This window comes from Pseudomonas sp. GL-R-26 (genome assembly GCF_019947365.1).
In the GTDB taxonomy this organism is placed as follows: Bacteria; Pseudomonadota; Gammaproteobacteria; order Pseudomonadales; family Pseudomonadaceae; genus Aquipseudomonas.
Genome location: NZ_JAGYGI010000012.1, coordinates 22,658 through 42,548, shown reverse-complemented (window position 1 = coordinate 42,548; position 19,891 = coordinate 22,658). Strand labels below are relative to the sequence as shown.

The window sequence follows — 19,891 nt, the reverse complement described above, 5'->3', positions numbered from 1 at the left end:
GGATAGAGAATCATGAAGTACATTTTTGACATCGTGCATGGCTTCTACACCCAGCTTCGTAGCCTGGTGATGATCTTCAGCCACGCCTTCCGCAAGCGTGACACGCTGCAGTACCCGGAAGAACCGGTCTACCTGCCGCCGCGCTACCGTGGACGTATCGTCCTGACCCGCGACCCCGACGGCGAAGAGCGTTGTGTAGCGTGCAACCTGTGCGCCGTGGCGTGCCCGGTCGGTTGCATCTCGCTGCAGAAAGCTGAAACCGAAGACGGTCGCTGGTACCCGGACTTCTTCCGCATCAACTTCTCGCGCTGCATTTTCTGCGGCCTCTGCGAGGAAGCCTGCCCGACCACCGCGATCCAGCTGACGCCGGATTTCGAAATGGCCGAGTTCAAACGGCAGGACCTGGTTTACGAGAAAGAAGATCTGCTGATCTCCGGCCCCGGCAAAAACCCTGATTACAACTTCTATCGTGTTGCAGGTATGGCGATTGCCGGGAAGCCCAAAGGCTCCGCGCAGAATGAAGCCCAGCCGATCAACGTGAAGAGCTTGCTGCCTTAAGGAAGAAAGATGGAATTCGCTTTCTATTTCGCATCGGGTATCGCTGTGGTGTCCACGCTTCGCGTGATCACCAACACCAACCCTGTGCACGCCCTGCTCTACCTGATCATTTCGCTGATTGCCGTGGCCATGACGTTCTTCGCCCTCGGCGCACCGTTTGCCGGTGTTCTGGAAGTGATCGCCTACGCTGGCGCCATCATGGTGCTGTTCGTGTTCGTGGTGATGATGCTGAACCTGGGGCCCGCCTCGGCTCAGCAAGAGCGCGCCTGGCTCAAACCCGGCATTTGGGGCGGCCCGGTCCTCCTCGCCGCGCTGCTGCTGGTGGAACTGCTGTACGTGCTGTTCTCCCACCAGACCGGTGAAGCAATCGGCCACACCACCGTAGACGCCAAGGCCGTGGGCATCAGCCTGTTCGGTCCTTACCTGCTGGTGGTCGAACTTGCCTCGATGCTGCTGCTCGCTGCAGCCGTCACGGCGTTCCACTTGGGCCGCAACGAAGCCAAGGAGCAATGACGATGCCTGCTATCCCCATGGAGCATGGTCTGGCGGTTGCCGGCATCCTGTTCTGCCTCGGTCTGGTTGGCCTGATGGTCCGCCGCAACATTCTCTTCGTGCTGATGAGCCTGGAGGTCATGATGAATGCCTCCGCCCTGGCGTTCATCGTTGCCGGTAGCCGCTGGGCGCAGCCGGATGGACAAATCATGTTCATCCTGGTGATCAGCCTGGCAGCCGCCGAGGCCAGTATTGGCCTGGCGATCCTGCTGCAACTGTATCGCCGCTTCCACACGCTCGATATCGACGCTGCCAGTGAGATGCGCGGATGAACCTTCTCTATCTGACTTTCCTGTTCCCCCTGATCGGTTTTGTGCTGCTGGCGTTCTCCCGGGGACGCCTCTCGGAAAACCTTTCGGCGCTGATCGGCGTCGGCTCCATTGGCCTGTCGGCGATTGTCGCGGCCTATGTGATCTGGCAGTTCAACGTCGCCCCGCCGGAAGGCGGTCACTACACCCTGGTGTTGTGGCAATGGATGGCGGTGGAAGGCTTCACGCCGAACTTCGCCCTGTACCTGGATGGTCTGTCCGTGACCATGCTCGGTGTGGTCGTCGGCGTCGGCTTCCTGATCCACCTGTTCGCCTCCTGGTACATGCGCGGTGAAGACGGCTATTCGCGCTTCTTCGCCTACACCAACCTTTTTATCGCCAGCATGCTGTTCCTGGTCCTGGCCGATAACCTGCTGTTCGTGTACTTCGGTTGGGAAGGCGTGGGCCTGTGCTCGTACCTGTTGATCGGTTTCTACTACAGCAATCGCAACAACGGTAACGCCGCACTCAAGGCCTTCATCGTGACCCGTATCGGTGACGTGTTCATGGCCATCGGCTTGTTCATTCTGTTTGCCCAACTGGGCACGCTGAACGTCCAGGAACTGCTGGTGCTGGCGCCGCAAAAGTTCCAGTCCGGCGACTTCTGGATGGTCCTGGCCACCCTGATGCTGCTGGGCGGCGCTGTCGGTAAATCCGCGCAACTGCCGCTGCAAACCTGGCTGGCGGACGCGATGGCCGGTCCTACCCCGGTTTCGGCACTGATCCACGCCGCAACCATGGTGACCGCTGGCGTCTACCTGATTGCCCGTACCCACGGCCTGTTCACCCTGGCGCCGGAAATCCTGCATCTAGTAGGAGTCGTCGGTGGCGTGACCCTGGTCCTGGCTGGTTTTGCAGCCCTGGTCCAGACCGACATCAAGCGTATCCTCGCCTACTCGACCATGAGCCAGATCGGCTACATGTTCCTGGCCCTGGGCGTCGGTGCCTGGGATGGCGCGATCTTCCACCTGATGACCCACGCCTTCTTCAAGGCCCTGTTGTTCCTTGCGTCCGGCTCGGTGATCGTTGCCTGCCACCACGAGCAGAACATCTTCAAGATGGGCGGCCTGTGGAAGAAACTGCCACTGGCCTACGCCAGCTTCATCGTCGGCGGCGCGGCCCTGGCGGCCCTGCCTCTGGTAACCGCAGGCTTCTACTCCAAGGACGAAATCCTCTGGGAAGCGTTCGCCAGCGGCAACAACGGTCTGCTCTACGCAGGTCTGGTCGGCGCGTTCATGACTTCGCTGTACACCTTCCGCCTGATCTTCATCGCGTTCCACGGTGAAGCGAAGACCGAAGCCCACGCCGGTCACGGCATTGCCCACTGGCTGCCACTGTCGGTGCTGATCGTATTGTCCACCGCCATCGGCGCGATGATCGTTCCACCGCTGCACGGCGTGCTGCCGGAAAGCGTCGGCCATGCCGGCGGCGAAGCCAAGCACAGTCTGGAAATCGCCTCGGGCGCCATCGCCCTGGCCGGTATCCTGCTGGCTGCGCTGCTGTTCCTCGGCAAGCGTCGCTTCGTCACCGCCGTCGCCAACAGCGGCATCGGCCGTTTCCTCTCGGCCTGGTGGTTCGCCGCCTGGGGCTTCGACTGGATCTACGACAAACTGTTCGTCAAGCCGTACCTGGCGATCAGCCACATCCTGCGCAAAGACCCGCTCGACCAGACCATCGGTCTGATCCCGCGCATGGCCAAAGGCGGTCACACCGCCCTGAGCCGTACCGAGACCGGTCAACTGCGTTGGTACGCCGCCTCGATGGCTGCTGGTGCCGTGCTGGTCATTGGCGCCGTCGTGCTGGTAGCGGTCTGATATGAACCTTGCGAATTTGCGAAAGGAAACGAACCCGTCATGATTCTGCCTTGGCTAATCCTGATCCCCTTCATCGGCGGCCTGCTGTGCTGGATGGGTGAGCGCTTCGGCGCCACCCTCCCCCGCTGGATTGCGCTGATCACCATGTCCCTGCTGCTCTCCCTCGGCCTCTGGCTGTGGGCCAACGGTGACTATTCATTTGCTCCGGCGCCTGGCGCCGATCCGACCTGGGCGCTTGAGTTCAAGCACGTCTGGATCCAGCGCTTCGGCATCAACGTGCATCTGGCCCTCGACGGCCTGTCGCTGTTGATGATCCTGCTGACCGGCCTGCTGGGTGTGCTCTCGGTACTCTGCTCGTGGAAAGAGATCCAGCGTCACGTGGGCTTCTTCCACCTGAACCTGATGTGGATCCTGGGCGGTGTCGTCGGCGTGTTCCTGGCCCTCGACCTGTTCATGTTCTTCTTCTTCTGGGAAATGATGCTGGTGCCGATGTACTTCCTCATCGCGCTCTGGGGTCACAGTTCTTCGGACGGCAAGAAAACCCGGATCTACGCGGCGACCAAGTTCTTCATCTTCACTCAGGCTTCCGGCCTGATCATGCTGGTGGCGATCCTGGGCCTGGTATTGGTCAACTTCAACGACACCGGCGTGATTACCTTCAACTACGCCGACCTGTTGAAGACCAAGATGTCGATGACCACCGAGTACATCCTGATGCTCGGCTTCTTCATCGCCTTCGCGGTCAAGCTGCCGGTCGTACCGTTCCACTCCTGGTTGCCTGATGCTCACGCCCAGGCACCGACCGCAGGTTCCGTCGACCTCGCTGGTATCTTGCTGAAAACCGCTGCCTACGGCCTGCTGCGTTTCGCCCTGCCGCTGTTCCCGAATGCCTCGGCCGAGTTCGCGCCGTTTGCGATGACCCTGGGTCTGATCGGGATCTTCTACGGTGCGTTCCTGGCGTTCGCGCAAACCGACATCAAGCGTCTGATCGCCTTCTCGTCCGTTTCCCACATGGGCTTCGTACTGATCGGCATCTACTCCGGCAGCCAACTGGCGCTGCAGGGCGCGGTGATGCAGATGCTGGCCCACGGTCTGTCGGCGGCGGCACTCTTTATCCTCTCCGGTCAGTTGTACGAGCGTACCCACACCCGCGACATGCGTGAAATGGGTGGCCTGTGGTCGAAGATCGCTTACCTGCCAGCCTTAAGCCTGTTCTTCGCAGCAGCTTCCCTGGGCTTGCCGGCGACCGGTAACTTTGTCGGTGAGTTCCTGATTCTGATCGGCACCTTCGCCAGCGCTCCTTGGGTCACCGTGATCGCGACGTCCGGCCTGGTGTTCGGTTCGGTGTACTCGCTGATCATGGTCCACCGTGCCTTCTTCGGCCCGTCGAAATCGGACGCGGTGCTGCATGGCATGGACGGTCGCGAACTGATCATGGTGGTCGGTCTGGCTGCACTGCTGATTTACATCGGCGTGTACCCGCAGCCGTTCCTCGATACCTCTGCCGCTACGATGCATGGCGTGCAGCAGTGGCTCGGCACCGCCTTCACTCAACTCGCTTCGGCCCGGTAAGAGCGCTATGGAATTCACGACTCAACACTTTATCGCGCTAGCGCCGTTGTTGATCACCAGCGCCACGATCATCGTGGTGATGCTGGCGATCGCCTGGCGCCGCAACCACTCCCAGACCTTCCTGCTGTCGGTGGCGGGTCTGAACCTGGCACTGCTGTCGATCCTGCCTGCCCTGAAAGTCGCGCCCCTGGCCGTGACCCCATTGCTGCAGATCGACAGCTTCGCCTGCCTGTACATGGCGCTGATCCTGGTCGCCACCCTCGCCTGTGTAACCCTCGCCCACGCCTACCTCGGCGATGGCGGCACGGGTTACCCGGGCAACCGTGAAGAACTGTACCTGCTGATCCTGATGGCCGCCGCCGGTGGCCTGGTGCTGGTCAGCGCGCAGCACCTGGCCGGGTTGTTCGTCGGCCTGGAACTGCTCTCGGTACCGGTCTACGGTCTGGTGGCCTATGCCTTCTTCAACAAGCGTTCGCTGGAAGCCGGCATCAAGTACATGGTGCTGTCGGCGGCAGGTTCCGCGTTCCTGTTGTTCGGTATGGCCCTGCTCTACGCTGACGCCGGTTCCCTGAGCTTCGTCGGCATCGGCCAAGCGCTGGCGGCTACTGGTCTGCCAAGCTCGCTGGCTCAATTGGGCCTGGGCATGATGCTGATCGGCCTGGCGTTCAAGCTGTCGCTGGTACCCTTCCACCTCTGGACTCCAGACGTCTACGAAGGTGCTCCGGCACCGGTTGCAGCGTTCCTGGCTACCGCTTCCAAAGTGGCTGTGTTCGCGGTGATGGTGCGTCTGTTCCAGATCTCGCCAGCGGCGAGCAGCGGCGTGCTGAGCAACGTGCTGACCATCATCGCTATCGCGTCGATCCTGTTCGGTAACCTGCTGGCCCTGACCCAGAGCAACCTCAAGCGTCTGCTGGGTTACTCGTCCATCGCCCACTTCGGCTACCTGCTGATCGCCCTGGTGGCGAGCAAGGGTCTGGCCGTGGAAGCCATCGGCGTGTACCTGGTCACCTACGTGATCACCAGCCTCGGTGCTTTCGGCGTGATCACCCTGATGTCCTCGCCGTACAAAGGCCGTGACGCAGATGCCCTGTACGAATACCGCGGCCTGTTCTGGCGCCGTCCGTACCTGACCGCCGTCCTGACCGTGATGATGCTGTCCCTGGCCGGTATCCCGCTGACCGCGGGCTTCATCGGCAAGTTCTACATCATCGCCACCGGCGTCGAGTCCCATCAGTGGTGGCTGGTCGGCTCCCTGGTACTGGGCAGCGCCATCGGCGTGTTCTACTACCTGCGTGTGATGGTCACCCTGTTCCTGATCGAGCCAAACCTGCGTCGCGTCGACGCCCAGCTGCACTGGGAACAACGTGCAGGCGGCGTGATGCTGCTGGCGATTGCCGTACTGGCGTTCTTCCTCGGCCTGTATCCGCAACCGCTGCTGAACCTGGTTCAACAGTCGGGCCTGGCGGGTTGATCGCTTGAGCGACACTTGGTAGAAAACGGAAACGGCACCTTCGGGTGCCGTTTTTTGTGGCGAGCTGGCTCGCTCCCACAGTGGACCTTCTCCCTCCTCCGGCCGTTGCTGAACCTGGCTTTGTGATCCGCGCACTCGAACCCGTCGGCGCGGAACCAGTACAGGTTGGCGAACAGCCGGTCTGATCTCGCTGAAGACTTTGGCCAGCACCTTGGACTCGTACCCTGGGATGGCGATGGTTTTCTGCTCATCCCGCTAAACGGCTCAGCGGCCGTGATGAAACTTTTCAGCACTTCGAGTTGCTGGTCGGCTATCGGTGTGGACTATTTGAGTGACTGCCGATCCATTTCTTCGCTGTGACTTCTTAGGTATCAACCCAGGCCCTCAACGCCCTCAACGCGAATGCCAGTCACATCTACTTAACCTTAATTTCAATCTTCCATCGTCCCGGATACCGTTTTCCCTTAGAACCACACACGCATAGGGCATTTAACTCAATGCACGGAAGAACTAGAAATATATAAAAACATGAATAGATATTTCTTACATTTGCAATTCGACAACACCTTAGAGGCAAGCTTAATTTACCGATCAGACCAACAACACAAAACGGCCAATAATGAAAAACGCATTAGTCATTCAACACCTGCACTTTGAAGACCTGGGCACAATTGAGCAACTACTGCTTCAACGAAACTACAACACCCAAATAATTGATGCTACTTCCGATGCACTTCACAGTGTTGACTCGGTAAAACCCGACCTGATGATTATTCTTGGTGGACCGATAGGTGCCTTTGATGAGAAAAAATTCCCATTTATAGAAAGCGAAATTGCGCTCATCAACAAACGTTTGCAAAGCAACAAAAAGACCTTGGGGGTATGCCTCGGCGCCCAGCTTATAGCGAGGATATTGGGAGCTTCAGTTTATCCAATGGGGCAACTGGAAATTGGCTTTTCCCCCCTCCGATTGAATGAACACGCACTCCACTCATGCCTTGAACCCTTGAATGACATACCTGTCTTGCACTGGCATGGAGACAAGTTTGACATCCCCAAAGGCGCTGCGCATTTAGCCAGCAGCGAACTCTGCGCCAACCAGGCATTTAGTGTCGGCAACAACATATTGGCTCTTCAGTTTCACCTGGAAATTGACTCTGACCGTATCGAGCAATGGTTGGTAGGCCATGCAGCCGAACTTAATACTGCATCCATTGACCCTCGTGATCTGCGCCAACAAGCATCCTTGCATGGAAGTCGTTTAAAAACAATTTCCCAAAAAGTAATTTCGAACTGGCTTGACCTGCCTGAAAAATAATACCCCAGGACTGACACTCAAAAAGGTAACCTACCGTGAACACACAAGTAACTCATACTTACTCGGTTGCGCAGATGCTCGAAAAACTTTCCGTGCTATGGAGCACGCGGGCCGCGGTAAACAACAAACAACCTCCTTTCTCGGAACTGGCGTTCGACCCCGGTAAAAATGACTTCTGCGAGAGCCTGCTTCCGTTCAGAAATCATCCAGCATGGATCGAAGCCTCCCACGAAATTAAATCCACATGCCTGTCTTATGCATGGATAATCTACAATCTCAAAACAATTTACATCGAGTGCGACATCGTTACGCCTGCGTGCGAGGACATAATAAAAACTCCGCCAAGTGCTACCAGGAATCGCGCATTACTTCAGGAGTCCATTTCTGAAGCACTGCTTGATGAGGCGCTGCACACCAAAATGTCAGTTACCGCGTGCAACTACATTTATCACCATCGAGACCTCGCTTACCTGAATTTCACCGACTTCAATCTGATCAAGTGGAAGAACTGGGTTCTTTCATCCTGCTCTGCGGAATGGGAGCGCAGGCTTACTCGATTCGGGATCGCTTGCGCAAGTGAAACACTCATAACGGACTACCTAAAAACTTTGGCGGAAGATGGCTCCGTTCAAAGCATTTGCCACCAGGTCACCAAAACTCATGCGATGGATGAATGGAGCCATTCCAGTGTGTTCAGCTATGTAGCTGCAGATCTTATAACAACATTGTCAAACAGCGAAAAAGCGCATTTGAAAGCGGTCATAAAAAAAACCGTATCAATGTTTGCCAACAATGAAATGAACGCGTGGGAAATGGCATTTTCACATGCTCGTCTGCCTCGCTATTCAGACATCATCCAGGACACCGATTCGCTAGGCGAAGTCAAAGTTTATACTGACTCAGTCGATAATCTGTTGAGCAGAATAGGTCTCAACGAAATAAATTGACGGGACATCCAACTTCGTCTGAAAACCCAGAACCCATCAAAAAACGCAATCAACTCTTTATCATGTAGGGGGAAACCATGGAACGGTTTACGTTCTTGAGTTGCGAGAAAATATCCGATATCGCAACCAACACAAAGACCTACCTGCTACGCGTACCCGGCGCCATCACAAACGATGATTTTAAACCGGGGCGCTTTATTGTGATCAATCACCCCGACCAAAGTGGCACCTCACAGAAACGCAACTATTCGATCACAGCGCTGAAGGAAAACAACCTCATTGAAATAGCGGTAAAAAGTACCGGCAACAACGGCGTTTCGGACAACCTGCATTCCAACATAAATTCAGGATCACTACTTTGCTTGTCTAACGTTGGCGGAAATATCACATCAGATTGCATTTCGGCTTATCGCCATGTATTGATGTTGGCCGGAGGTATCGGCATCACTCTGCCGATTGCACTTATTCGTTGTTTGGCCAAACTCAAAAAAAACGGTGAGCCAACTCCAAAAGTAACGCTCCTGGTTAGTTCACCCACTATTGGCAGCATCCCTTTCCTTGCGGAACTCCTTGCTCTAAAGCTTGGATCAAACTGGTTTGATGTTCGTTTCTTTATTACCAAAGAGACAGTTAACACTCACTCGCATCACTTTTTTGGCGGACGCCTGAGTAAACGGGTCTTACTGGAATTACCCCCCGCAGACGCAGCAGTTATTTGTGGCAGCCATAACTTTGTCATTACCCAGCAGGCACTCGTCTCGGAGTTCAACTACAACATCCCTTTTTATATTGAGGCGTTTAGCAGTCCGGAACGCCCAGTACCGGAACCAGATCGCATCTCACAGACCACTGTATGCGCACGCTCAAATCAATTGGACTATCACTTCGAAATCAATGCTGAAACAACGCTGCTTGATGCATTGGAAGCCAACCAAGTGCCCATCCGCAGTCAGTGTCGATCGGGTATCTGCGGCAGTTGCAGAATCAAGGTAGTTTCCGGGTCATGTAAAAGAGCACCTGATTTTTCGCTCAGCACCGAGGAGCGGCAGTCGGGTTATGCTCTGGCCTGCTGCTCTTACGCCGAGGGTGATCGGCTCACAATTGAGGTCTAGTCCCTTACTTGGCAGGGCCGCGCAACAACGATAGTACTGACAATCGAGTAGGAGGCGGTTTCACAACCGCCGTCCTCTCACACCACCGTACGTACGGTTCCGTATACGGCGGTTCAGGCTATACGATTAAGCCGGTTTATCGTATCCAGTATTGAGACCAGCCCGAGTCGATCCCATAGCTTCTTCGGTAGCGTCTGATTCATATGTGACGCTCCCGAGTTCCACCATGGGCCTCGGCCATTGACCGCCGATTTCCACGCCCGCGCCTCGTCGATTCCCAAACGTATCAGGTTGCGCGCCCTCGTAGAGGGCCGCTTCCATTGACGCCATATGACGCAACGAAGTTTGTGACGCACCCAGCCATCAAGCTCCTCAAGTGGCCGCTTGCTCTGACTCAGCTTGAAGTAGCCAGCCCAACCACGCAGCACGGGAGTCATTTGCTCAACGATATATCTCATTGAGCGGCCCCGTATCCGACGCAAGAGTTCCCTGAGTCGGTCGCGCAGGCGGTGCAGGCTTATGCTCGCTACCCTCAGCTTCGGCTGTTTATGCCAGCTCATCCCATAACCCAAGTAATCACAGGCCCAAGGCCGTGCCACGCGGCTCTTTTCCCGATTCAGTGTCAGTTTCAGACGCTGAGTCAGGAAGCGCTCAACACTGGCCATGACCCGTTCGCCTGCACGATAACTGCGCACATAAATGTTCGCATCGTCGGCATAGCGCACGAAGCGATGGCCCCGCCGTTCCAGTTCGCGGTCGAGTTCGTTGAGCAGGATGTTCGACAGCAACGGCGAGAGCGGGCCGCCTTGCGGCGTCCCCTCCTGCCGTCGGCTGGCGATCCCGCCCGACATCACACCCGCTTCGAGGTACCGGCGGATCACTCTGAGCGCTCGCTTATCCACAACCTGACGCTCTATATGAGCCATCAACACGTCGTGGTTGACTCGATCAAAGAACTTCTCCAGATCGAGCTCCACGCACCAGCGGTAACCCGCCGCCACATGGGCGCGAGCTGTTTCGATGGCTTGGTGGGAGCTTCTGCCCGGACGAAAGCCGTAGCTGTAGTCCGAGAACAAGGGGTCGAAGATCGGCGTGAGCTGTTGCAGCAGAGCCTGTTGGATCAGGCGATCCACGACGCTGGGGATACCCAGCTGACGGGTTCCGCCTTTGGGTTTGGGGATGTCGATGGCGCGTACACCTTGAGATGGTACTCGCCGGCCAGCAACCGAGCCTTGAGGGTCGGCCAATACTGTTTCACGTAGCCGGCCAATTCGTCGACCGTCATGCCATCGGCACCCGGCGCACCCTTGTTGCTGACCACGCTTTGATACGCACGCTTGAGGTTGGCGGGTGCAAGCACCCGCTCCATCAGCATGTCCGGCTCCGCGTTCGTCCACGCCACAGACGCCGCCGATGTCTGCGCACTGACAACCGCAAGCCCAGGATTCTGTCCAGGACTTGGGGTTACAGTTCTCTTGTGGAGAAATTTCTGCATTTCGGTATTCAACGAGACTCTGGCGCCTACTGGCGGCATAACCTGTTCGGCCCTTGGTGACGGAGTTACTCGTCACTTACTACGGCTTCGGCTGACTTCTGCACGTTCATCCCGTCGCCTCTCGACGCTCGGTAGCACACTGGCAAACATGCAGATCTCCCAGGGTAATTCGCGCGACCTTCCTGCTTATGCCTGTCGGATTTACGTCGTAGCATTCCGTGCAAGTATTGGGCTTTAGTGAGCATTGCCACCTGACCCCGCTACGCCGCCTGATCCGCTTCCTGTTCGTCAGGCCAGCATTTTGCCTCGGGCTTCCTTCAGATTCGCAGTCACCCGCGACACCCTTGCCTCTGGCTAACACTTCCCCTTGCCGGGTGTGTAGAGGACTTTCACCTCCAAGTCACCAGCATGGCCACCACAGCCAAACTGATTGCGCTTACGCGCAACGCGCCATGCCTGGCGCACAACAAAAACGGCACCTTTCGGTGCCGTTAGCGTTTCACATTACAGACGATTATTTACGCGCCGCCTCCCAAGACTTCAGCAGTTCGTTATAGCTCACGGTCTCGCCCTTAGGCTTCTCGTTCGCCAGTTTCGGCTTCGGTGCGCCCGGCTGATCAAACCAGTATTGCGCGTCGCGTTCCGGGTTCATTTTCGGCGCGCAGGTGGCTTGCGCCTTCGAGCGTTCCAGACGGCTCATGATTGCGTCCTGATCCTTGGCCAGGCCGTCCAGTGCCTCTTGCGGGGTTTTCTCGCCGCTGGCGGCTTCGGCGATGTGGCTCCACCACAACTGCGCCAGGCGAGGATAATCCGGCACGTTGGTCCCGGTCGGGGTCCATTGCACGCGGGCCGGGCTGCGGTAGAACTCCACCAGGCCACCGAGTTTCGGCGCCAGGTCGGTCATGGCCTGCGAGTTGATGTCAGACTCGCGGATCGGGGTCAGGCCGACGATGGTTTTCTTCAACGACACGGTTTTCGAAGTCACGAACTGCGCATACAGCCAGGCCGCGAGTTTCTGTTTCTCAGGCGTGGATTTCATGAAGGTCCAGGAACCCACGTCCTGATAGCCCAGCTTCATGCCCTCTTCCCAGTACGGTCCGCGCGGCGACGGCGCCATGCGCCATTTCGGCGTGCCGTCGGCGTTCATCACCGCCAGCCCCGGTTTGGTCATGTCGGCGGTGAACGCGGTGTACCAGAAGATCTGCTGGGCGATGTTGCCCTGGGACGGTACGGGGCCGGATTCGGAGAAGGTCATGCCCGCCGCTTCCGGTGGCGCGTACTTCTTCATCCAGTCCACATACTTGGTGGTGGCGAACACCGCCGCCGGGCCGTTGGTGTCGCCGCCGCGGGTCACGCTGGAACCCACCGGATGGCAATCCTCGACGCGGATGCCCCACTCGTCCACCGGCAAACCGTTGGGCAGCCCCTTGTCGCCACCACCGGCCATGGAGAACCAGGCATCGGTGAAGCGCCAGCCCAGGGACGGGTCTTTCTTGCCGTAGTCCATGTGCCCGTAGACGCGCTTGCCGTCGATTTCCTTGACGTCTTCGCTGAAGAATTTGGCGATGTCTTCATAGGCCGACCAGTTCACCGGTACGCCCAACTCGTAGCCGTACTTTTCCTTGAACTTGGCCTTCAGGTCCGCACGCTCGAACCAGTCGGCGCGGAACCAGTACAGGTTGGCGAACTGCTGGTCGGGCAATTGATAGATCTTGCCGTCCGGCGCGGTGGTGAAGGAGATGCCGATGAAGTCCTTGATGTCGAGGGTTGGCGAAGTGAAGTTCTTGCCCTCGTTGGCCATCAGGTCGGTGATCGATTCGGTCTTGCCGTAGCGGAAGTGCGTACCGATCAGGTCCGAGTCGTTGACCCAGCCGTCATAGATGTTCTTGTCCGATTGCATCTGGGTCTGCAGCTTTTCCACCACGTCGCCTTCCTGCAGCAGGTCGTGGGTCAGCTTGATCCCGGTGATATCGGTGAAGGCCTTGGCCAGTACCTTGGATTCGTACTCGTGGGTGGCGATGGTTTCCGACACCACTTTGATGCTCATCCCGCGAAACGGCTCAGCCGCCTTGATGAACCACTTCAGCTCTTCGAGTTGCTGATCGGCCGTCAGGGTGGATGGCTTGAATTCACTGCCGATCCATTTCTTCGCCGCGTCTTCATAGGCATCGGCCCAGGCAGACGCGCTCAAACCGCTGAGTGCCAGCATGGCTGCCAATGAAATGCTATGTCGCAGCTTATTGTTTTTGTCGAACATAGAGACCTCCTGTTTAAGTTTCGGAGCAACATTGCCGAGCGATTCGACTAGCCCCAACGCATCACAGCCAACAGCCACACCAGGGACATCGCGAAGGCGACCCAGATGCTCCAGTCGGTGACGCCGATTACCAGCAAATGCAGGTAGGCGCTGCCGAGAAGACCGATGAACAAGCGATCGCCACGGGTGGTGGCAATCGGTAGAAAACCTCGCCGAAGCACGCTCGGCGAACGCAATTCCCAGGTGGTCATGCCCACCAGGATCAAGCCGATGACACCAAAAAATGCCGCCGTGGGGACGGTCCAACTCATCCATTCCATCATCAGTTCCTCATACCCGGCCCAGGGCAAAGCCCTTGGCCACGTGGTTGCGAACAAACCAGATCACCAGCATCCCCGGCAGGATGGTCAACACCCCCGCCGCCGCCAGCACGCCCCAGTCGATACCGGATGCCGAGACAGTGCGGGTCATCACCGCTGCGATCGGCTTGGCGTTCACCGAAGTGAGGGTTCGCGCCAGCAGCAGTTCGACCCAGGAAAACATGAAGCAGAAGAACGCCGTGACACCGATGCCGGAGCCGATCAGCGGGATGAAAATCTTCACGAAGAACTTGGGAAAGCTGTAGCCATCGATGTAGGCGGTTTCGTCGATTTCCTTGGGCACGCCGGACATGAAGCCTTCGAGAATCCACACCGCCAGCGGCACGTTGAACAGGCAGTGGGCCAGGGCCACGGCGATGTGGGTATCGAACAAGCCGATCGAGGAATACAACTGGAAGAACGGCAACAGGAACACCGCCGGTGGCGCCATGCGGTTGGTCAGCAGCCAGAAGAACAGGTGCTTGTCGCCGAGGAAGCGATAACGCGAAAACGCATAGGCCGCCGGCAGCGCCACGCTCAGGGAAATCACCGTGTTCAGGCTCACGTAGTACAGCGAGTTGAGGTAACCGGTGTACCAGCTCGGGTCGGTGAAGATCACCTTGTAGTTGTGGAAGGTGAAATCCTGGGGAAACAACGTCAGGCCGCCGAGGATTTCGCTGTTGCTCTTGAACGACATGTTCAGCAGCCAGTAGATCGGCACCAGCAGGAACAGGATGTAGAGCAGCAGTGGAACAAGCTTTCTCTTGCTCATGGCGGGCCTCAGCGGTTGGCGTCGGAGTGAGTCATGGCGGTGTAGAACAGCCAGGACACCAACAGGATGATCAGGAAGTACACCAGCGAAAATGCCGCCGCCGGCCCCAGGTCGAACTGCCCGATCGCCATTTGCGTCAGGGTCTGGCTCAAGAAAGTCGTGGAATTGCCCGGACCGCCGCCCGTGAGCACGAACGGCTCGGTGTAGATCATGAAGCTGTCCATGAAGCGCAGCATCACGGCGATCAGCAGCACACTCTTGAGCTTGGGCAACTGGATATGCCGGAACACCGCCCAGGCCGAAGCACGGTCGATCCGCGCCGCCTGGTAATACACATCCGGAATCGCCCGCAATCCGGAGAAGCACAGCAGCGCCACCAGCGAGGTCCAGTGCCAGACATCCATCACCAGCACGGTGACCCAGGCGTCCATGGTGTTCGCCGCATAGTTGTAGCTGATGCCCATGGCCTTGAGGCTCGCCCCCAGTAGACCGATGTCGGCGCGGCCGAAGATCTGCCAGATGGTGCCGACCACGTTCCACGGGATCAGCAACGGAATCGCCAGGATGATCAGCACCACCGACGACCAGCGGCCCTTGGTCGGCATGGTCAGGGCAATCGCAATCCCCAGGGGGATTTCGATCAGCAGCACGCAGGCCGAGTAGATGAACTGGCGCAGCAACGAGTCGTGCAGGCGTGGATCGAGCAGCACCTGCTTGTACCAGTCGGCGCCGACGAAGTAGCGGCTGGACTGGTCGAAGATGTCCTGCACGGAATAGTTGACCACGGTCATCATCGGGATCACCGCACTGAACGCCACCAGCAGGAACACCGGCATCACCAGCCACCAGGCCTTGTTGTTCTGCACCTTGTTCATGGCTGCGCCTCTTGGTTGGCATTGGCTTCGAGCAGGAATTCATCGGCGTAGACCATCAACCACTGCGCCGGAAAGCTGATGTAGGCCGTGCCTTGCGGCACCGGTTTGTCTTCCGCCAGGCGCACTTTCAGGGGCGCGCCATCGAGGTCGAGGCTCATGATCTTGTAGGTACCCAGGTCCTCGACGTGTACGACCTTTGCCCGCAGCGCGTCATCAAAGGCTTCGTCCCACACATGGACGAACTCCGGACGAATACCGACCTTCAGGGTTTTCCACTCCGATTCAGCAATACACTGCTGCATCGCCTCCGACAGCGGCAGGTGCGTCGAGGTGAAACCGACACCGCCCGGTTGCGGCTGCACCTCGATCAGGTTCATCCCGGGGCTGCCGATGAAGTAGCCGACAAAGGTGTGGCTCGGGCGCTCGAACAATTCCCTTGGCGTGCCGAACTGCACGATCTGCCCGCCGTACATCACCGCAATCTTGTCGGCGAAGGTCGAGGCCTCCAGCTGATCGTGGGTGACGTAGACCATGGTGATGTTGAACTGCTCGTGGATCTGCTTGAGCTTGCGCCGCAGTTTCCACTTCAGGTGCGGGTCGATCACGGTCAGCGGCTCGTCGAAGAGGATCGCCGACACGTCGTCGCGCACCAGCCCGCGGCCCATGGAGACTTTCTGTTTTTCGTCGGCGGTGAGGTTGCGCGCCTTTTTGCTCAGCAGGTTCTGCAGGTCAAGGACTTCGGCGATTTCCTGCACCTTGCTATGGACCCGGGCCTCGGCCATGCCCTGATTGCGCAGCGGGAAGGCCAGGTTATCGAACACCGTCATGGTGTCGTAGACCACCGGAAACTGGAAAACCTGGGCGATGTTGCGCTTTTCCGGGGTCAGATTGTTGACCGCTTTGCCGTCGAACAGCACATGGCCCTGGGACGGGCTGAGCAGCCCGGAAATGATGTTGAGCAAGGTTGATTTGCCGCAGCCCGAAGGACCGAGCAAGGCATAGGCGCCGCCCTGCTCCCAGATGTGGTCCATCTCGCGGATCGCGTAGTCCTCAGGTCCCACCGGGGTCTTGGTGTAGCTGTGAGCGAGGTTCTGCAAACGGATTTCGGCCATCAGGCAACCCTCGTGACACGCCGGCCAGGCGCCTGGACCAGCCGCCCCTGCGTATCGAACACAAACAGTTTATGGGTCGGGATGTAGATGCGGATCGGCGCATCGACGTCGTATTCGTGGACACCCGGCAAGTGCAGCACCAGCAGGAAGTGCTCGTTGCGCACGTGCAGGAAGGTTTCCGAGCCGCTGATTTCCGCGACTTCGACAGTCACCGCCAATTCGAGGTCATCGTCGTTGCTCGGCACCAGCGAGATATGGCTGGGTCGCACGCCGAAACGGAACTCGCCCTCGCCCACCGGGCGCAGATCGACGTTCAGCGGGAAGTGCACGAAGTTGGCGAAACTCACCTCGTTGCCGGCAATGCGTCCCGGCATCAGGTTGATCGGCGGCTCGGAGAACAGCTCCGCCGCCAGCACCGTTTGCGGCTGGTGATAGACCGAGGCGGACTGGCCGCTCTGGATCACCCTGCCTTCGTGAAGAATGGTGGTGGTGCCGCCCAGGGCCAGGGCCTCGTTGGGTTCGGTGGTGGCGTAGATCGCAATGGTATGGCGCGCCTTGAACAGCTCGCGCATTTCCTGGCGCAGTTCTTCGCGCAACTTGTAGTCGAGGTTGACCAGAGGCTCATCGAACAGGATCAGCTCGGCGTCCTTGACCAGCGCCCGGGCCATGGCCGTACGTTGTTGCTGACCGCCGGAAAGCTCCAGCGGATAGCGCTTGAGAAACTTGTCGATGCGCAGCATCTTCGCGGTTTCCAGCACCTTGCTCTGGATCACTTCGCTGGATACACCGGCCTGGCGCAGCGGCGAGGCGATGTTGTCGAACACCGTCATGGTCGGATAGTTGATGAACTGCTGATAGACCATCGACACATTGCGCAAGCGCACGGGGCGTTGGGTGACGTCGACGCCGTTCATCAGGACGCGGCCGCTGTCGGGCTTGTCCAGACCGGCCATCAGGCGCATCAGGCTGGTCTTGCCGGACAAGGTGCGCCCCAGCAAAACGTTGAAGGAACCGGGTTCAAAACTCAGGTTGGCATCGTCGATCCAGGTCTGGCCCTCGACGGTGCGGCTGACGTGTTCCAAGGTGAGTGACATGGCTCGGCCTTTTTATTATTGGAGTCAAGCGACCGGAGCTCTAAAGCGACATCCGTGCCAAAAATATCAAGCTGTTGATTCAGCTAGAAATTCCCGAACAAGACGGCAAAAACGCGTTCGTTGCTGAACACAAATGAACAATCGGAAATGAACAATTGAACAGTTCACCCATTGACAGTGAACAATAGTGAACAACACTCTACGGACTGTTCACGGCCCTCGTAGGATCTGCCGGGATCGGCACTACCCCATAACAACAATAAAAGCTTGTTCAGAGATCGACTGCCATGGCCGCACCCGCATCGCCGTTGCCCCACGACGCCATCATCCAGGACTCCTGGTCCCGTTGCCGCGCGTTCGGCCTCAGTCACCAGAGCACGCCGGCATTCGACCAACTGCCGGCCGCGGGCATCGCGCAACTGCTGGAGAGCCAGCATTCACTGGTGCAAACCACCCATCAGGAAGTGCTGCCCTATTACGAGAACATTCTGAGCAACTCCAATTGCCTGATCATGCTCGCCGACCACCAGGGCCAGGTGCTTACGTCGTGGGGCACCCAGCGCTTTATCGAACCGAAACTGGCCCGGGGTTTCAGCGCTGGCGCCAGCTGGATGGAGCGCTGCACCGGCACCAACGCCATCGGCACCGCCCTGGCCTGTGAACAAGCGGTGCACATCGAGCACGATGAACACTATCTCAAGGCCAACCGCTTCATGACCGGTTCCGCCGCGCCGATTTTCGATGCCGAACGCAAAGTCATCGCGGTGCTGGACGTGTCCAGCGACAGCTACCTGCCGCCCTCCCACACCCTGGGCATGGTCAAGATGATGAGCCAGACCGTGGAAAACCGGCTGATCCTCAACCTGTTCCATGGCCAGCATTTCCAGCTGACGTTCAACACCGGGCTGAACAACCTCGACAGCCAATGGGCAGGGTTACTGATTTTCGATGAGACCGGACAGGTGTTGTCGGCCAATCGCCGGGCCGACAATCTGCTGGGCATCAGCCTGTCGCGGGTCAATGTCGAAAGCCTGTTCAAGGTCTCGCTGCTGGAGTTGCTGAACCAGCCAGAAGGCCTGCCCTTCGCCCTGCAAACCTCGGGGCGCAACCGCTTTCAGTGTCTGTTGAAGCGGCCGAAACAGGCATTGATTCAACCCCGAGTGTTCACCGAGCCGGTTGTAGCTGCACCCGCGGCCATCAGCCTCAACTCCCTGCATTTCGGCGACAGTCGCGTGGAAAAGGCCGTGCGTCAGGCCGAGCGCTTGCTGGAAAAAGACATTCCCTTACTGATCCACGGTGAAACCGGGGTCGGCAAGGAAGTGTTCGTCAAGGCCCTGCACCAGGCCAGCTCACGCAGCAAACAAGCGTTCATCGCCGTCAACTGTGCAGCGATTCCCGCCGAACTGGTGGAATCCGAGTTGTTCGGTTATGAGAAAGGCGCGTTCACCGGCGCCAACCAGAAAGGCAGCATCGGGCTGATCCGCAAGGCCGACAAAGGCACGCTGTTCCTCGATGAAATCGGTGACATGCCGCTGCCGACCCAGGCGCGCCTGTTGCGGGTGTTGCAGGAGCGTTGCGTGCAGCCGGTGGGCAGCAGCGAATTGTTCCCTGTGGACCTGCGCATCATTTCCGCGACCAATCGCTCGTTGCGCGAACAGGTACAACTTGGGCGCTTTCGTGAGGACCTGTACTACCGCATCGGCGGCCTGACCCTGGAACTGCCGCCGTTAAGAGAACGCAGCGATAAAGAAGCGCTGTTCAAACGCCTGTGGGAACAGCATCGCGAACCCAGCCAATGGGCTGGGCTGAGCCGCGAGGTGTTGGAGCTGTTCGACCGTCACCCGTGGCCGGGGAATTTGCGCCAGGTCAGCAGTGTGATGCAGGTGGCATTGGCGATGGCCGAGGAACAGCCGATAAGGCCGGAACATTTGCCGGATGATTTTTTTGTCGACCTGGAAATGGAGCCGGTCGATACGCCGGAGCCGTTGGCCGTGGATCTGAATGATGCCGAGGATTTGAACCGGCAGTTGCAGGCGGCAGGGGGGAATATTTCGTATCTGGCGCGCAGGCTTGGGGTAAGCCGTAATACCCTCTACAAGCGATTGCGTCAGACTGAATGACGAGTGAATCGCACCGATAGCATTCGGCTTGAGACCATCGCGAGCCTCGCTCCTACAGGGGGATCTATGTTGCTCACAAAACTCAAACCTGGCGAAAATCCAATGTAGGAGCGAGCCTGCTCGCGATGGCGTCAGCTCACGCACCTCAAAAACAA

General features: G+C 58.2%; 17 protein-coding genes and 1 pseudogene. 10 read left to right on the top strand and 8 right to left on the bottom strand.

The window, feature by feature from the left end:
- Positions 1–12: 12 nt before the first annotated feature.
- Genes nuoI through nuoN form a run of 6 tightly spaced genes read left to right on the top strand, consistent with a single transcriptional unit; the run spans position 13 to position 6,275 of the window.
- The gene (gene nuoI, locus KGA96_RS14265) at positions 13–558 is read left to right on the top strand and encodes an NADH-quinone oxidoreductase subunit NuoI (RefSeq protein ID WP_185754732.1); all 546 of its coding nucleotides are present in this window, start codon (positions 13–15) and stop codon (positions 556–558) included.
- Positions 559–567: 9 nt separating this feature from the next.
- Entirely contained in the window at positions 568–1,071 is a 504-nt protein-coding gene (gene nuoJ / locus KGA96_RS14260; protein ID WP_046037836.1) for an NADH-quinone oxidoreductase subunit J, read from the top strand.
- A 2-nt stretch (positions 1,072–1,073) separates the two neighbouring features.
- On the top strand, positions 1,074–1,382 hold the full coding sequence (nuoK, locus tag KGA96_RS14255) for an NADH-quinone oxidoreductase subunit NuoK (RefSeq protein ID WP_007946416.1): 309 nt from the start codon (positions 1,074–1,076) through the stop codon (positions 1,380–1,382).
- Entirely contained in the window at positions 1,379–3,232 is a 1,854-nt protein-coding gene (nuoL, locus tag KGA96_RS14250) for an NADH-quinone oxidoreductase subunit L (RefSeq protein WP_046037835.1), read from the top strand. Before nuoK ends, nuoL begins: the two co-directional genes overlap by 4 nt.
- A 39-nt stretch (positions 3,233–3,271) precedes the next feature.
- Entirely contained in the window at positions 3,272–4,804 is a 1,533-nt protein-coding gene (gene nuoM, locus KGA96_RS14245; protein WP_046037834.1) for an NADH-quinone oxidoreductase subunit M, read from the top strand.
- A 7-nt stretch (positions 4,805–4,811) separates the two neighbouring features.
- Positions 4,812–6,275 (top strand): NADH-quinone oxidoreductase subunit NuoN, encoded by a 1,464-nt coding sequence (gene nuoN, locus KGA96_RS14240; RefSeq protein WP_046037832.1) that lies wholly within the window; start codon positions 4,812–4,814, stop codon positions 6,273–6,275.
- Between the two features lie 183 nt (positions 6,276–6,458).
- Here the strand turns inward: nuoN and KGA96_RS29740 are convergent.
- Positions 6,459–6,639, bottom strand: a pseudogene (locus KGA96_RS29740) (carbohydrate ABC transporter substrate-binding protein); the annotation flags it as partial.
- A gap of 255 nt (positions 6,640–6,894) precedes the next feature.
- Between KGA96_RS29740 and KGA96_RS14235 the strand changes: the two are divergent.
- The 3 genes from KGA96_RS14235 to KGA96_RS14225 all read left to right on the top strand — a co-directional run bounded on the left by KGA96_RS14235 (position 6,895) and on the right by KGA96_RS14225 (position 9,652).
- Positions 6,895–7,593: a glutamine amidotransferase gene (locus tag KGA96_RS14235; protein ID WP_046037831.1), complete on the top strand. Its 699-nt coding sequence runs from the start codon at positions 6,895–6,897 to the stop codon at positions 7,591–7,593.
- Positions 7,594–7,628: 35 nt separating this feature from the next.
- Positions 7,629–8,540, top strand: a complete 912-nt coding sequence (locus tag KGA96_RS14230; protein ID WP_046037830.1) for a diiron oxygenase — start codon at positions 7,629–7,631, stop codon at positions 8,538–8,540.
- A 77-nt stretch (positions 8,541–8,617) separates the two neighbouring features.
- Positions 8,618–9,652, top strand: coding sequence for a 2Fe-2S iron-sulfur cluster-binding protein (locus KGA96_RS14225; protein ID WP_223464546.1), 1,035 nt, complete (start codon positions 8,618–8,620; stop codon positions 9,650–9,652).
- 113 nt (positions 9,653–9,765) lie between these two features.
- On the opposite strand, the gene ltrA is transcribed toward KGA96_RS14225, so the two are convergent.
- The 7 genes from ltrA to KGA96_RS14190 form a co-directional block, all read right to left on the bottom strand.
- Positions 9,766–11,049 carry a group II intron reverse transcriptase/maturase gene (ltrA, locus tag KGA96_RS14220; RefSeq protein WP_223464547.1) on the bottom strand — a complete coding sequence of 428 codons (1,284 nt, stop codon included), beginning with the start codon at positions 11,047–11,049 and terminating at the stop codon, positions 9,766–9,768.
- Positions 11,050–11,661: 612 nt separating this feature from the next.
- Positions 11,662–13,404, bottom strand: a complete 1,743-nt coding sequence (locus KGA96_RS14215; RefSeq protein WP_046037829.1) for an ABC transporter substrate-binding protein — start codon at positions 13,402–13,404, stop codon at positions 11,662–11,664.
- 47 nt (positions 13,405–13,451) lie between these two features.
- On the bottom strand, positions 13,452–13,724 hold the full coding sequence (locus KGA96_RS14210) for a DUF2160 domain-containing protein (protein ID WP_032829366.1): 273 nt from the start codon (positions 13,722–13,724) through the stop codon (positions 13,452–13,454).
- Positions 13,725–13,734: 10 nt separating this feature from the next.
- Complete coding sequence (locus KGA96_RS14205) at positions 13,735–14,535, bottom strand: carbohydrate ABC transporter permease (RefSeq protein WP_046037828.1); 801 nt, start codon at positions 14,533–14,535, stop codon at positions 13,735–13,737.
- A gap of 8 nt (positions 14,536–14,543) precedes the next feature.
- Positions 14,544–15,410, bottom strand: a complete 867-nt coding sequence (locus KGA96_RS14200; RefSeq protein WP_223464554.1) for a carbohydrate ABC transporter permease — start codon at positions 15,408–15,410, stop codon at positions 14,544–14,546.
- Positions 15,407–16,522 carry an ABC transporter ATP-binding protein gene (locus tag KGA96_RS14195; protein ID WP_223513294.1) on the bottom strand — a complete coding sequence of 372 codons (1,116 nt, stop codon included), beginning with the start codon at positions 16,520–16,522 and terminating at the stop codon, positions 15,407–15,409. The genes KGA96_RS14200 and KGA96_RS14195 overlap by 4 nt, the downstream gene beginning before the upstream one ends.
- Positions 16,522–17,616, bottom strand: coding sequence for an ABC transporter ATP-binding protein (locus tag KGA96_RS14190; protein ID WP_223464564.1), 1,095 nt, complete (start codon positions 17,614–17,616; stop codon positions 16,522–16,524). Before KGA96_RS14190 ends, KGA96_RS14195 begins: the two co-directional genes overlap by 1 nt.
- 287 nt (positions 17,617–17,903) lie before the next feature.
- Here KGA96_RS14190 and KGA96_RS14185 point away from each other — a divergent pair, with 287 nt between their 5' ends.
- A complete protein-coding gene (locus KGA96_RS14185; RefSeq protein ID WP_223513291.1) occupies positions 17,904–19,736 on the top strand; it encodes a sigma-54-dependent Fis family transcriptional regulator in 1,833 nt (610 codons plus the stop codon).
- The last annotated feature ends 155 nt before the right edge of the window (positions 19,737–19,891 follow it).